General features: G+C 54.0%; 15 protein-coding genes, 1 pseudogene and 1 riboswitch. Of the genes and pseudogenes, 7 read left to right on the plus strand and 9 right to left on the minus strand.

Annotation, left to right across the window (positions count from 1 at the left end):
* The first annotated feature begins 129 nt into the window (after positions 1-129).
* Entirely contained in the window at positions 130-1,728 is a 1,599-nt protein-coding gene (locus ACHH0Z_RS07940) for a cyclic diguanylate phosphodiesterase (protein WP_045410479.1), read from the plus strand.
* 6 nt (positions 1,729-1,734) lie between these two features.
* Here ACHH0Z_RS07940 and yoaE read toward each other — a convergent pair whose 3' ends face one another.
* On the minus strand, positions 1,735-3,294 hold the full coding sequence (gene yoaE / locus ACHH0Z_RS07945; protein ID WP_395149509.1) for a CNNM family cation transport protein YoaE: 1,560 nt from the start codon (positions 3,292-3,294) through the stop codon (positions 1,735-1,737).
* The gene (locus ACHH0Z_RS07950; RefSeq protein ID WP_395149510.1) at positions 3,282-3,491 is read right to left on the minus strand and encodes a protein YoaL; all 210 of its coding nucleotides are present in this window, start codon (positions 3,489-3,491) and stop codon (positions 3,282-3,284) included. Before ACHH0Z_RS07950 ends, yoaE begins: the two co-directional genes overlap by 13 nt.
* 265 nt (positions 3,492-3,756) lie before the next feature.
* Here ACHH0Z_RS07950 and manX point away from each other — a divergent pair, with 265 nt between their 5' ends.
* From manX to mntP, 5 genes are all read left to right on the plus strand, one after another.
* Positions 3,757-4,722 carry a PTS mannose transporter subunit IIAB gene (gene manX / locus ACHH0Z_RS07955; RefSeq protein ID WP_008500491.1) on the plus strand — a complete coding sequence of 322 codons (966 nt, stop codon included), beginning with the start codon at positions 3,757-3,759 and terminating at the stop codon, positions 4,720-4,722.
* A gap of 46 nt (positions 4,723-4,768) precedes the next feature.
* Positions 4,769-5,569: a PTS mannose transporter subunit IIC gene (gene manY, locus ACHH0Z_RS07960; protein ID WP_008500490.1), complete on the plus strand. Its 801-nt coding sequence runs from the start codon at positions 4,769-4,771 to the stop codon at positions 5,567-5,569.
* 12 nt (positions 5,570-5,581) lie between these two features.
* On the plus strand, positions 5,582-6,433 hold the full coding sequence (locus ACHH0Z_RS07965; protein WP_006810994.1) for a PTS mannose transporter subunit IID: 852 nt from the start codon (positions 5,582-5,584) through the stop codon (positions 6,431-6,433).
* A 61-nt stretch (positions 6,434-6,494) separates the two neighbouring features.
* Positions 6,495-6,953: a DUF986 family protein gene (locus tag ACHH0Z_RS07970; RefSeq protein WP_045410481.1), complete on the plus strand. Its 459-nt coding sequence runs from the start codon at positions 6,495-6,497 to the stop codon at positions 6,951-6,953.
* 198 nt (positions 6,954-7,151) lie between these two features.
* Positions 7,152-7,341: riboswitch (yybP-ykoY riboswitch) on the plus strand.
* Positions 7,342-7,351: 10 nt separating this feature from the next.
* Positions 7,352-7,918: a manganese efflux pump MntP gene (mntP, locus tag ACHH0Z_RS07975; protein ID WP_023293941.1), complete on the plus strand. Its 567-nt coding sequence runs from the start codon at positions 7,352-7,354 to the stop codon at positions 7,916-7,918.
* Here mntP and rlmA read toward each other — a convergent pair.
* The 7 genes and pseudogenes from rlmA to mgrB all read right to left on the minus strand — a co-directional run bounded on the left by rlmA (position 7,915) and on the right by mgrB (position 13,149).
* On the minus strand, positions 7,915-8,730 hold the full coding sequence (rlmA, locus tag ACHH0Z_RS07980; RefSeq protein WP_045410483.1) for a 23S rRNA (guanine(745)-N(1))-methyltransferase: 816 nt from the start codon (positions 8,728-8,730) through the stop codon (positions 7,915-7,917). The genes mntP and rlmA overlap by 4 nt on opposite strands.
* 65 nt (positions 8,731-8,795) lie before the next feature.
* On the minus strand, positions 8,796-10,514 hold the full coding sequence (ftsI, locus tag ACHH0Z_RS07985; protein WP_045410484.1) for a peptidoglycan glycosyltransferase FtsI: 1,719 nt from the start codon (positions 10,512-10,514) through the stop codon (positions 8,796-8,798).
* A 219-nt stretch (positions 10,515-10,733) separates the two neighbouring features.
* On the minus strand, positions 10,734-10,943 hold the full coding sequence (cspE, locus tag ACHH0Z_RS07990; RefSeq protein WP_001062678.1) for a transcription antiterminator/RNA stability regulator CspE: 210 nt from the start codon (positions 10,941-10,943) through the stop codon (positions 10,734-10,736).
* 13 nt (positions 10,944-10,956) lie between these two features.
* Positions 10,957-11,101: pseudogene (locus tag ACHH0Z_RS07995) on the minus strand (DUF2627 domain-containing protein).
* Between the two features lie 525 nt (positions 11,102-11,626).
* Complete coding sequence (locus tag ACHH0Z_RS08000; RefSeq protein WP_084832266.1) at positions 11,627-12,616, minus strand: MBL fold metallo-hydrolase; 990 nt, start codon at positions 12,614-12,616, stop codon at positions 11,627-11,629.
* A gap of 24 nt (positions 12,617-12,640) precedes the next feature.
* A complete protein-coding gene (locus ACHH0Z_RS08005; protein WP_008500484.1) occupies positions 12,641-12,931 on the minus strand; it encodes a YebO family protein in 291 nt (96 codons plus the stop codon).
* 74 nt (positions 12,932-13,005) lie between these two features.
* Positions 13,006-13,149 (minus strand): PhoP/PhoQ regulator MgrB, encoded by a 144-nt coding sequence (gene mgrB, locus ACHH0Z_RS08010; RefSeq protein WP_006175995.1) that lies wholly within the window; start codon positions 13,147-13,149, stop codon positions 13,006-13,008.
* A gap of 159 nt (positions 13,150-13,308) precedes the next feature.
* On the opposite strand from mgrB, the gene ACHH0Z_RS08015 reads away from it, so the two are divergent.
* The gene (locus tag ACHH0Z_RS08015; protein ID WP_008500483.1) at positions 13,309-13,548 is read left to right on the plus strand and encodes a YobH family protein; all 240 of its coding nucleotides are present in this window, start codon (positions 13,309-13,311) and stop codon (positions 13,546-13,548) included.
* The last annotated feature ends 53 nt before the right edge of the window (positions 13,549-13,601 follow it).

The following is a 13,601-nucleotide window of genomic DNA, read 5'->3' on the forward strand; positions in this document are numbered from 1 at the left end:
ACTGCCTTTCGCCCATCTGCAACGGATGGGCGAATTTCCCTCTTCTTCCTCGTCTCCTTCTGCTTTCCCCACTACACTTTGACTGTTGCGTCCGGCTTTTGTGGCTGGTGGCTTACCAGGCGACCGTTCATGCAAACTGCACAAACGATCATTAAAAATTATCGCCGAAAACGCGTTATCGTCTGCGTGACGGTTGCGCTCCTCACGCTCATCCTGACGCTAGGCATTCGCTTTATCTCCCAGCGCAACGTTAACCAACAGCGGATCCTCGATTTTACCAGCCATACCGTTCGCGCCCTTGATAACGTTCTGCTTTCCCTGGAAAACCACCGCAACGTGCTGCAGCCGCTGGTGGGGCAGCCCTGCCTGCAGGTGCAACTGGCGCTGCGGCAGCAGGCAGCCATTTTGCAGACGGTACGCTCCATTGCCCTGATCGAAGACGGTATCCTGTACTGTTCGAGTATTTTCGGCAGCCGCAGCGAGCCTGTGCGTGACGTCCTTCAGGAGCTCCCTGCCAGCACGGCGAAGCTGATTTTATCGACCGACCAGTGGCTGCTTAAGGGCAGCCCTGTTTTGATCCAGTGGTATCCCGTCTCTCAGGACGGTGAAGATGGCGTCGTCGAGATTATCAATATCGACCTGATCGCCAGAATGATCCTTGAGCCCCAGCGTCCGCTCATCAGTGACGTGGTGCTGACAGTCGGCAATCGCTTTTTACGCTACGGTCAACGCGTCACCGACAGCCTGACGTTTGATGAGGAAAGCGCCCTTTTCCAGCAGTCTTCAACCCAAAATCCTTTCACGATTACGGTCGGCGGACCTGGCCCCGGAGAGTTAGCCTTAAAAAGCCTGCCCGCCCAGCTGCCGCTGGGACTGATGCTCAGCCTGCTGCTGGGCTATCTCGCCTGGCTGGCGACGGCAAACCGGATGAGCTTTACGTGGGAGATCGATATGGGCATTGTGGCGCGGGAATTTGAGCTTTTCTGCCAGCCGCTGGTGAATGCCCGCACCCAGGCGTGCACTGGCGTGGAGATCCTGCTGCGCTGGAATAATCCCCGTCAGGGTTGGATCACCCCGGAGGTGTTTATCCCTCTGGCAGAAGAACATAACCAGATTGTCCCCCTGACCCGCTACGTCATCGCTGAAACGGTGCGCCAGATAGGCTACTTCCCGTCCAGCCCCGGTTTTCACATCGGCATTAACGTCGCCGCCAGCCATTTCCGCCACGCAGTATTGATACAGGATCTGAACCGTCTCTGGTTCAGCGCCTGTCCGCGCCAACAGCTGGTAATTGAACTCACGGAACGGGATGCGCTGCTGGACGCGGATTATCGCATCGTGCGCGAACTGCATCGCAAAGGCGTGAAGCTTGCTATCGACGATTTCGGCACCGGGAACAGCTCCCTCTCCTGGCTTGAAAAGCTGCACCCGGACGTCCTGAAGATTGATCAGTCTTTTACGACCGCCATCGGCACCGATGCCGTGAATTCAACAGTGACGGATATGATTATTGCGCTGGGCCAGCGGCTGAATATCGAACTGGTGGCGGAAGGGGTTGAGACAGAGGAGCAGGCGCGCTATTTACGCCGTCACGGCGTACCTGTGCTGCAGGGATTTTTCTATGCGCGGCCGATGCCGCTGCGGGACTTTCCAGACTGGCTGGCGGGAAGTGCTCCCCCGCCAGCGCGTCATAACGGGCACATCGTGCCCTTAATGCCGCTGCGTTAAGCAGACTTACTCATCTTCATCGTGGGCAGATTGTTCTTTAACAATGCGGACCATATCAACGCGATAGTCGTTGGCTTCGACAATGGTAATGTGCAGCGGCGGCAGCTCAATCACATCGCCGACGCGCGGGATCTGCCCGTTCACGGCGATAACCAGACCGGCAACGGTCGCGATGTCTTCTTCATCGTTGACCACGTTTTCCAGCCCCAGCGTGTGCGAGAGCGCGTGCAGGTCGGTCGTACCTTTAACCAGCCAGCCTTCGCCGTCGGCAACAATTTCCGGCGTTTCGTCTTCATCCGGGAATTCACCGGCAATCGCTTCCAGCACGTCCAGCGGCGTCACCAGCCCCTGCACCACGCCAAACTCGTTGGTAACGATAACAAAGCTACCGCGCGCGCGGCGCAGCACACCGAGCAGGTTGATCGGATCCAGCGTTTCCGGCACCACAATCGCAGGCGATGCGGCAGCAACGGCTTCGACGTTAACGCCTTCTTCCAGAGCGACAAGCATCTCTTTTGCCCTGACCACGCCGATGATCTCATCCAGCTCGCCGCGACACACCGGGAACAGGCTGTGCGGTGAAGAGAGCAGCTGCTGGCGAATTTCATCCACGCTCAGGTTAGCATCGACCCAGCTGATCTCCCCGCGCGGCGTCATGATGCCGCGCAGCGAACGGGAGGCCAGAGAGAGCACGCCGTTAATCATGTAGCGTTCCTGTTCCACAAACGCCCCTTCCGGCACCGGAACCGGGTTGTGGTTTTCGGAATCAGACTGAACGTTCACCTGACGACGACCGCCCATCAAACGCAGAATGGCATCCGCGGTACGGGCGCGCAGCGGCTGATTTGACTGCTGCTTAATAAAGTTACGACGCGCAATCTGGTTGAACAGCTCGATCAGGATCGAGAAGCCAATCGCAGCGTACAGGTAGCCTTTCGGAATATGGAAGCCAAAGCCTTCCGCCACCAGGCTCAGACCAATCATCAGCAGGAAGCTCAGACACAGCACCACCACCGTCGGATGCTGGTTCACGAAACGCGTCAGCGGTTTCGACGCCAGCAGCATAACCGCCATCGCAATAACCACCGCCGCCATCATGACCGGCAGGTGGTTCACCATGCCGACCGCCGTGATCACCGCATCCAGCGAGAAGACCGCATCCAGCACCACGATCTGCAGCACCACTACCCAGAAGCTGGCATACCCTTTACCGTGACCATCATCGTGCTGCCGGTTTTCCAGCCGCTCATGGAGTTCTGTCGTCGCTTTGAAGAGCAGGAATATCCCCCCGATCAGCATGATCAAATCACGGCCGGAGAAGGTGTAATCCATGACGGAGAACAACGGTTTGGTCAGCGTGACCATCCACGAGATAACGGAGAGCAGACCCAGTCGCATGACCAGCGCCAGCGAGAGACCAATCAGACGCGCTTTATCACGCTGTTTTGGCGGCAGCTTATCCGCAAGGATGGCGATAAACACCAGGTTATCGATGCCGAGAACAAGCTCCAGCACCACCAGCGTGAGCAATCCTACCCAGATTGACGGGTCCATTAAGAATTCCATGACAAGCTCCTGCTAAAGGAACGACGAAACGGTGCCCCACTCAACGTGGGCAAAACAGAGGCAGACAGAGTCGATACGTGGCGAGGATCGCCGGTGAAAAAGGCGCGAAATGGCCTGAAAGATGACTGACGTCGGTGACGGTCCATATAGTGGGCTGTAGCCCTATACTCCTGAACAATTAAACGGAGGCTAAACATATCAGACACAATGCATTTTTAGCAAAGATTTACGTTCCTTTGCAAAGATCTGTAACACAGTGGCTGTACCCTTAAGATAAATCTGTCGCGCGTGGCTAAATTACGGATCTTCATCACATAAATTATTTTTTCACTATCTAAAATAATTCGCGGAAGTCTTAGTTTTTTGAACTCTAACCCTTATCTGAATCGATTCGGTTCGCCAATACGATTCTCAGTACGACTGCCCGGCAGGCGTATTAATGATAATAAAAGGAGGTAGCAAGTGACCATTGCTATTGTCATAGGCACACATGGTTGGGCTGCTGAGCAGCTACTCAAAACGGCAGAGATGCTGTTGGGCGAGCAGGAAAACGTCGGCTGGATCGATTTCGTTCCCGGTGAAAACGCCGAGACGCTGATTGAGAAGTACAACGCTCAACTCGCGAAGCTGGATACCAGCAAGGGCGTGCTGTTTCTCGTTGATACATGGGGCGGCAGCCCGTTCAATGCTGCCAGCCGCATTGTCGTCGATAAAGAGCACTATGAAGTTGTCGCCGGGGTCAATATCCCCATGCTGGTGGAAACCTTCATGGCGCGCGACGACAATCCGTCTTTCGACGAGCTGGTGGCCCTGGCCGTTGAAACGGGCCGTGAAGGGGTGAAAGCCCTGAAAGCACAGCCGGTGGAAAAACCTGCCCCTGCGCCCGCAGCGGCACCGAAAGCGGCAGCGCCGGCAAAACCGATGGGTCCGAATGATTACATGGTGATTGGCCTTGCGCGTATTGATGACCGCCTCATCCACGGTCAGGTTGCCACGCGCTGGACCAAAGAGACCAACGTTCAACGCATTATCGTGGTCAGCGACGAAGTGGCCGCCGACACCGTTCGTAAAACCCTTCTGACTCAGGTTGCTCCGCCTGGCGTTACCGCGCACGTCGTGGATGTCGCCAAGATGATCCGCGTTTACAACAACCCGAAATATGCGGGCGAACGCGTAATGCTCCTGTTCACTAACCCGACAGACGTTGAGCGCATTGTTGAAGGCGGCGTGAAAATCACCTCCGTTAACATTGGTGGTATGGCCTTCCGTCAGGGCAAAACGCAGGTCAACAACGCCATTTCAGTTGATGCGAAAGATATCGAGGCATTCAACAAGCTGAATGCGCGCGGTATTGAGCTGGAAGCCCGTAAGGTTTCCACGGATCAAAAACTGAAAATGATGGATTTGATCGGCAAAGTTGGGAAATAAGCCCGCGCCGGTTCTCACATAAAGTTTATGTAATAGGAGAAGTGCAATGGAGATTACCACTCTTCAGATTGTACTGGTGTTCGTCGTCGCATGTATTGCGGGTATGGAATCCGTACTTGATGAATTTCAGTTCCACCGCCCTCTGGTGGCCTGTACGCTGATTGGGGCCGTTCTGGGTGACATGAAAACCGGTATCATCATCGGTGGTACCCTGGAAATGATCGCCCTGGGCTGGATGAACATCGGTGCGGCAGTTGCGCCTGATGCCGCGCTGGCCTCTATCATTTCGACCGTTCTGGTTATTGCCGGTCACCAGAGTATTGGTGCAGGTATCGCCCTGGCGATCCCGCTGGCAGCCGCAGGCCAGGTTCTGACCATCATTGTTCGTACTATCACCGTAGCCTTCCAGCACGCAGCGGATAAGGCCGCCGAAAACGGCAACCTCACGGCACTGTCGTGGATCCACGTTTCTTCCCTGTTCCTGCAGGCGATGCGTATCGCGATCCCGGCGGTTATCGTTGCGATCTCCGTCGGTACCAGTGAAGTCCAGAGCATGCTGAACGCCATTCCTGAAGTGGTCACCGGCGGTCTGAACATCGCGGGCGGCATGATCGTGGTCGTTGGTTATGCGATGGTCATCAACATGATGCGCGCAGGCTACCTGATGCCGTTCTTCTACCTCGGCTTCGTGACCGCGGCATTCACCAACTTCAACCTGGTTGCACTGGGTGTGATTGGTGCGGTAATGGCGATTCTCTACATCCAGCTCAGCCCGAAATATAACCGCGTCGCGGGTGCCCCAGCGCAGGCTGCTGGTAACAACGATCTCGATAACGAACTGGACTAACAGGTGAGCGACATGGTTGATATGACAAAAACTACCACCGAGAAAAAACTCACTCCGGGTGATATTCGTGGCGTGTTCATCCGTTCTAACCTGTTTCAGGGTTCATGGAACTTCGAACGTATGCAGGCGCTGGGTTTCTGCTTCTCCATGGTACCGGCAATCAAACGCCTGTATCCGGAAAATAACGAAGCGCGCCGTCAGGCCATCAAGCGTCACCTGGAATTCTTTAACACCCATCCTTACGTTGCGGCGCCCGTTCTGGGCGTAACGCTGGCGATGGAAGAGCAGCGTGCGAACGGTGCAGAGATTGACGATGGTGCCATCAACGGTATCAAAGTCGGCCTGATGGGCCCGCTGGCCGGCGTCGGTGACCCGATCTTCTGGGGTACCGTTCGTCCGGTGTTCGCGGCGCTGGGTGCCGGTATCGCGATGAGCGGCAGCCTGCTTGGCCCTCTGCTGTTCTTCATCCTGTTCAACGCCGTGCGTCTGCTGACCCGTTACTACGGCGTGGCCTACGGCTACCGTAAAGGGGTGGACATCGTTAAGGACATGGGCGGCGGCTTCCTGCAGAAACTGACTGAGGGGGCGTCAATCCTCGGCCTGTTTGTCATGGGGGCACTGGTTAACAAGTGGACGCACGTGAACATCCCGCTGGTGGTATCGACCATCACCGGACAGGATGGTCAGACCCGCGTCACCACCGTGCAGACGATTCTGGACCAGCTGATGCCGGGCCTGGTCCCGCTGCTGTTGACCTTCGCCTGTATGTGGCTGCTGCGTAAGAAAGTGAACCCGCTGTGGATCATCGTTGGCTTCTTCGTCATCGGTATCGCGGGTTACGCCGTCGGCCTGCTGGGTCTGTAATGCAATAACGTTAGACGCCGGGGGCTTGCCCCCGGTTTTTTATTGGTTATCTGGAGGAAGAATGACTGCCACGGACATCGTACTGGTTTTATTTATTATTGCCCTTCTGGCTTATGCGATCTATGACGAGTTCATCATGCCGCGCCGTCACGGCGAGACGCTGCTCTCCCTTCCCCTGCTACGACGCGGGCGCGTGGATGCCTTTATCTTCGTGGGCCTCATCGCCATTCTTATTTACAATAACGTCACCAGCCATGGTGCATTATTAACCACATGGTTATTATGTGCGCTGGCATTAACGGCGATTTATCTGTTCTGGATCCGCATACCAAAAATCATTTTTAAATCCCACGGATTCTTCTTCGCCAATGTATGGATAGAATATAACCGTATTAAAGAGATGAATTTATCCGAGGACGGCGTGCTGGTGATGCAATTAGAACAACGCCGCCTGCTTATTCGGGTGAAGAATATTGATGACCTGGAAAAGATATACAAGTTACTCGTTAAAACTCAATGAGTTATCTATATAGCAATGGCTATAACTTGTCTTTATTTTGCGCAGGCAATATAGCCAAAGCTATATCCCCACCGCTAATTTGAATGCTATTTGTTAACGATATTTTCACGCTTAAAGACAAATGAAAATCGTTATCAACAAACGATTTAAATAATGCCTTTTCATTGTTGTTTTATATTCTCAAAATATGTTAAGGTTGCGCCCGTCGTTGGGGAGTAGCCGATTTCCTGTTCGCAGGAAATGTACGTGTCAACATACTCGTTGAAAAACGTGGCACGTACGGATCGCTTACCGCATGTCTTATGTGCGTTGCGATCAGGCGAGACCATAGATACATCAACTGCTGTTTACTGGGGGCAGTGATGTGTCATATGGATATCCCCGGTCTGGACGCTGTTATGAATATCTCCGCTACGATCCTTCTCGCTTTTGGCATGTCCATGGACGCGTTTGCTGCTTCCATCGGAAAAGGCGCCACGCTCCACAAACCTAAATTCTCAGAAGCCCTGCGTACCGGCCTGATTTTTGGTGCTATCGAAACGCTGACCCCGCTTCTCGGCTGGGGACTTGGCATGCTCGCCAGCCAGTTCGTGCTGGAGTGGAACCACTGGATTGCCTTCGTCCTGCTGGTGTTTCTCGGTGGCCGAATGGTCATTGAAGGTTTTCGCGGCGGCGATGATGAAGACGAGGAGCCGCAGCACCGCCACGGCTTCTGGCTGCTGGTCACCACGGCTATTGCCACCAGCCTTGATGCGATGGCCGTCGGCGTCGGTCTGGCATTTTTGCAGGTCAATATTATCGCCACCGCGCTGGCTATTGGCTGTGCAACCCTGATTATGTCCACGCTGGGCATGATGGTCGGACGGTTTATCGGCCCGCTGCTGGGTAAACGCGCCGAGATCCTCGGGGGGATTGTGCTGATTGGCATTGGCGCCCAGATCCTCTGGGCACACTTCGCCGGTTAATCTTCGCGCTGCCAGACGTGGATGCTGAAGTCCGTCTGGCAGCGAAATGTTGAGTGTGCCGCTAACGTTTCCCATACCTCAGGTTTTGCCCGCCACGCGAACGGCGTCATCTGCAATAACGCGACGGCCTCTTCCCCTTTCAGCGTCATTTCGTACGCCACCGATTCCGCCTGCTTTAGGGTAAAACCGGCCAGCTGTTCAGAATGAGGGGCATGGAGACGCACTTCGTCGTAGATCAGCCCTTTCAGCTCCATCAGATGACGCGGACCTGGCGTCACGGTGACCACCCATCCGCCCGGTTTAACGACGCGCGCCAGCTCCTCCGCCTTACACGGCGCGTAGATGCGGATAACCGCGTCCATGCTGGCATCGTCAAACGGCAGCCGGTGGCTGGACGCCACGCAGAACGTCACGTTGGTATAACGTTTTGCCGCCGCGCGAATGGCCACTTTCGACACGTCCAGACCGAATGTCTGTGCGCCCTTCTCACGAGCGACCTCCGCAAACCGTGCGGTGTAGTACCCTTCCCCACAGCCGATATCGAGCATGGCGGTGGCGGAAGCAGGCAGAATGTCATTCAGCCTCTGCGCGACGGTCTCCCGCAGCGGCAGATAGTGCCCGGCATCGAGAAACGCGCGGCGCGCCCGCATCATCTCTGCACTGTCGCCAGGATCGCGCGAGCGCTTATGCTGCACCGGCAGAAGATTCACGTAGCCTTCTTTTGCCTGGTCAAACTGATGCCCCTGCGGACAGGTATAACGTTTATCTGAGTAGGTCAGGGGGGCGTGACAAAGGGGACAGCTGAAGGACATGGCTACTCCGGAGCATAATCAAAGGGCGAAGTGTACCGCTATTCGCCCCTGTTATAAACGCCCGGTTAGCGCATGACGATAAGGTGATCGGACCCCGCCGGTAATCCGTCAGGTTTGATATTCTCCAGACGCAGCACGTTACCCATAATCTCGCTGAAGACAGGCGCGGAGACGGCACCGCCGTAGTAGGCCCCGTTTTGCGGATCGTTAATCACCACCACCAGCGCAAAAAGCGGATTGCTGGCAGGCGCAACGCCCGCGGTGTAGGCGACGTATTTATCGACATACTTCCCGCTATCGTCAATTTTCTTCGCCGTGCCGGTTTTCACCGCCACCCGGTAATCACGCACGGCAGCCTTGACGCCACCGCCGCCCGGCAGCGCAACGCTCTCCATCATGTGCTCCACTTCGTGCGCAATCTCTTCCGGCATGACGCGGTGCCCGATAACGGGGGGATCGATGCGGGTGATGGAGAGAGGACGCTCAAGCCCGAACCCGCCAATCGTGGCGTAGACGTGGGCCAGCTGGAGCGGCGTGACCATCAGCCCGTAGCCGAAGGCAAAGGTCGCGCGATCGAGCTGGCTCCAGTATTTACGCTGTGGCAACAGCCCTGAACTTTCCCCCGTTAAGCCAAGCCCCGTATTGGTGCCAAAACCAAAGTTTCGATAGGTATCAATAAGGTGCTGAACGGGCATCGCCAGAGAAAGCCGGGAAACGCCGGTGTCGCTCGATTTTTGCAGGATCCCGGTCATCGTCAGCTCAGGGTAATAGCCCACGTCGCGAATGCGATGCCCGTCAAGGGTATACGGATGGGTGTCAATCACGCTGTCCGGCTGGACCAGGCCCTGCTGCAGGGCCGTCATCAGCACCAGCGGCTTGACGGTCGAACCGGGTTCGAACGTATCGCTGATCGCGCGGTTGCGGAAATCATTTATCGTCGCGCCTTCCCGATTATTGGGATTGAAATCCGGATAGCTCGCCATCGCGAGTATTTCCCCGGTTGGGATATTAATTAATACCGATGCCCCCGACTCGGCCTTGTTCCAGGCCACGGCATTGTCGAGCGCATCTTCGGTGATGGTTTGCAGCCGCTCGTCAATACTTAACTGAATGTTATGCGCCGGTGAGGGCGCAATTTCTGTCAGGTTTTCAACCACGCGCCCGTAGCGATCTTCCCTCACCTGACGCACGCCCGGCTTGCCGGTGAGTTGGGCGTTGAAGCTCTTTTCCACACCTTCAATGCCCTGCCCGTCAATATTGGTGAAACCAATCAGGTTCGCTGCCACATGGCCAGCAGGATAAAAACGGCGGGACTCGTCGCGTAAATTGATGCCGGGCAGATTCAGTTTATCGATCCACTTTGCCTGTGCCGGATCGACCTGGCGGGCAAGGTAAATAAAACGACCCTGCGGGTTGGCGTTGATGCGTGCCGAGAGCGTGCCGAGGGAGAGATGCAGCGCGCTGGCCAGCGCCTGCCAGCGCTCATCAAGGCTGACGCCCCCTTTTGCCAGCACCGTCTTAGGATCGGCCCAGACGGCCTGGACAGGCACGCTCACCGCCAGAGGGCGGCCCTCGCGATCCATTATCATGCCGCGCGGCGCATCAATCGCCAGCTGGCGGAGGGATCGCATATCTTCCTGCTTCACCAGATTGTCAGGCTTAATGATTTGCAGCCAGGCAACGCGGCCCAGCAGAAAAGCCAGACTACAAAAAATAGCTAAACAGAGCAGCACAAAACGCGCCGGCGTGAAATTTCCGACGGTCGCTATCGATTTCTTCTTCACCTGAACCCCAGGACTGTAAAACAACGCACTGATTTAACGGGAAAAGATGGGTTTAGGGTGGCAAAACAGTGCTACTAACCTCGCAGCTTTGCAACAAGTTACTAACAAGACCGTGGATGGTAATATTTTGAAAGATAAGGGACATAAAAAAGCCCCGCGACAGGCGAGGCTTTATGTCTGAGAGTGAAGTGCCGGGCACTTCAGTCAGCAGCGGTTCGATCAGATAGCAGTTACGTTAACTGCAGCTGGGCCTTTCTGGCCGTCCTGAATTTCGAACTCAACGTTCTGGCCTTCAGCCAGAGTTTTGAAGCCGTTACCCTGGATTGCAGAGAAGTGTACGAACACGTCTTTGCTGCCGTCAGCAGGAGTAATGAAACCAAAACCTTTAGACTCGTTGAACCACTTAACTTGACCTTTAATCTTTGCCATTTTGCAAAATTCCTTAGAGTGTTTTCTTAGCCCGCAGGCATTAACTGAGATAAAACTGAGACATTACTGCATGAGGCACTAATATAAGGTTCGGCAGAGAAGCGGTATTCAACGACAACGTGTTTACTCAGGACTTCTTTACTGAAAATGCCACACATAAACAGAACTGTACCTCGTTTGACCCAAAACGTGTTATCACACACTATGTTTAATATGGCAAGCCATTTTTAAACATGTCTCGATCCGCCGCACAAATTCGAACAGTGCCTGTCAGGTTTTGCACAATTATGCGCATCGCGTACAGACAGCCCTGCTGCGTAACAAAGACCCAGCATTGCTTGCACAACCGCTGTAATCTAAGACTTTTTTAACATAGCTCATTCATTACGAACCGTCCAGCAACCAGGAAAAGAAATCTTTCCTCCTGATTGAGTTAGAACAATTTGTGAAAAGTTATGCTTAAATCATTGTAACGCGACCAAATTGTTTCAGAGAAAAAACACTGTTAAAAACCCGCTTCCATCTGTATTAAAATGCACCAGCGAATAAACAGCGTTATGCACCAAAATAATGAAATTTTTATGACTCTGCATCAAAAGAAGGCAAGCAAAACGTTTCGATAAAAATAAAACATTCCTGCGCGCGTTTACATCAACAATATATGCAACAATTTATCGCTTCGTTTAGAAGGATAAATATTCACCAATTTTCAGTATTCTGAAAGAATGGTTAACTGGTGCTAAATTATCGAGTGCGTGAGTTAACTCCTGCACAGGTTCATCTAAAGCTTCATCTGCCAGTTCAAACACGCCCCAGTGAATAGGGAACGCCAGAGGTGAGCCCAGCTGCTGCCACAATGCCACCGCTGATTGCGGATCCATATGATGAACAGCCATGAACCATCGTGGGGCATAGGCACCAATCGGCAACGCGGCGGCATCTATCTGGCCCAGGCGTTCAGGAATCAACAACAGCTCAGGCGAATAGCCGGTATCACCGCTGAACCAGAAACGGTGATGCCGTCCTTCCATCACCCAGCCGCACCATAAGGAACGATTGCGGTTCCATGGCGTGCGCATGCTCCAGTGCTGTGCTGGCACGGCGGTCAGCGTCATCCCCTGCCAGGTGAAACTCTGCCACCAGTCGAGTTCGACCACGCGTTTTGCTCCCCGGCGACGAAACCAGTCGGCCAGGCCCAACGGAACGAAACAACAGACGTCGGGAAAGCGCTTGAGGATTCTGCGAATGGTTGCGTCATCAAGATGATCGTAATGATTATGGGAGATGACAACCGCATCAAGCTGATGAAGTTGCTCGACAGACAGTACGGGAGGCGTTTTGCGCTGGGGTCCCAGGAAAGGCAGCGGAGAAGCACGTCGTGAAAACACCGGATCGGTAAGGATGATATTGCCGTCCAGCTGCAGCAACACACTCGCGTGTCCGAGCCACCACACCCCATCTTCATGAGATGCCGCAAGCTCAACCGGTTGCCACCACTGGCGGATGAAATCGTCATAACCCAGCGCGGGCGGCTTCGGTAAACCGGCCTCTTTGCGCGCTTTACGCCAACGGTCAAGGTCACCGGGTTGATGTCCGACAGGAAGGGTATTACGAAAACCGTTCGGGGTATGATGTTTCAGGGAGGGGTCATACCAGGGATTTTTCCAGACCACAGCCACCTCCCAGGACAAAAAAGATTAACGCTCAGCCACCAGGCGGATAAAGTCGTCTTCGTCTTTGTTATCTTCAGCGACCGCGTCTTTCGGCGCGTCTTTCTCTTCCGGTTCGTTAGCCTCGCAAAGACGGCGTAGCAATGCATTCTGGCGTTTTTGCTGATCGAGCAGCGCTTCCAGCAGTTCGATCTGCTCATTTGTACGCGAACTGGCCCGATTCACGAAAAACCAGATGACCAGCCCCACAAGCAGAACCACCAAAGAAATCATCAGGGATGCCATATTCAGCAGCCCTGAATTCAGTAACTCACCCATTTCACCACCTCAATAAAAACGTCTATTTTACCACTGGCGTGAAGGAAGGAAATCACGTTGAGAAAAAATGTGTATTACCACGGAATAAATTTGTTGATTGCGCAAACGCCGCTAAAAAACTGTACATCCTGATCGCACATCACATTGATCGTCTGCGTCCATAACACCACGCACGCTATCAGTACGATAATCAGAATTACCCAGCGTATTTTTTTCACTCCACACTCCGTCTAAGGACCTGATGTAACGAGATTATCACGCTTATCTTAAACAAGGGCTAACTGCGCCTCCATCGCGGTTTTTAAGAATGCTGCACTTGTTTCATTGCGTAAACACGTTACGCTAGCATTACGATAACAACGATAAAAGAGGTAATAATGCGATTCATCATTCGAACAATTATTGCACTGGCCCTTGTCTGGATTGGCCTTCTGTTAACGGGCTATGGTGTGCTTGTGGGGAGCACAGAAAACGCAGCCGGGTTAGGCATTCAGTGTAAATACCTAACCGCACAAGGAATGAGCACCGCCCAGTATCTGCATACTGACAGCGGGATCATTGGCTTAACCCAATGTCCTGTACTGCGTAAAACATCCGTCGTGATTGATAACGGCTAATCAGCCAGGTTCATGAGGCATAAAAAACGCCGCATCAGATGCGGCGTTTTTTT

It is taken from the genome of Enterobacter cloacae complex sp. 2024EL-00227 (assembly GCF_043945315.1).
GTDB classification, from domain to species: domain Bacteria; phylum Pseudomonadota; class Gammaproteobacteria; order Enterobacterales; family Enterobacteriaceae; genus Enterobacter; species Enterobacter roggenkampii.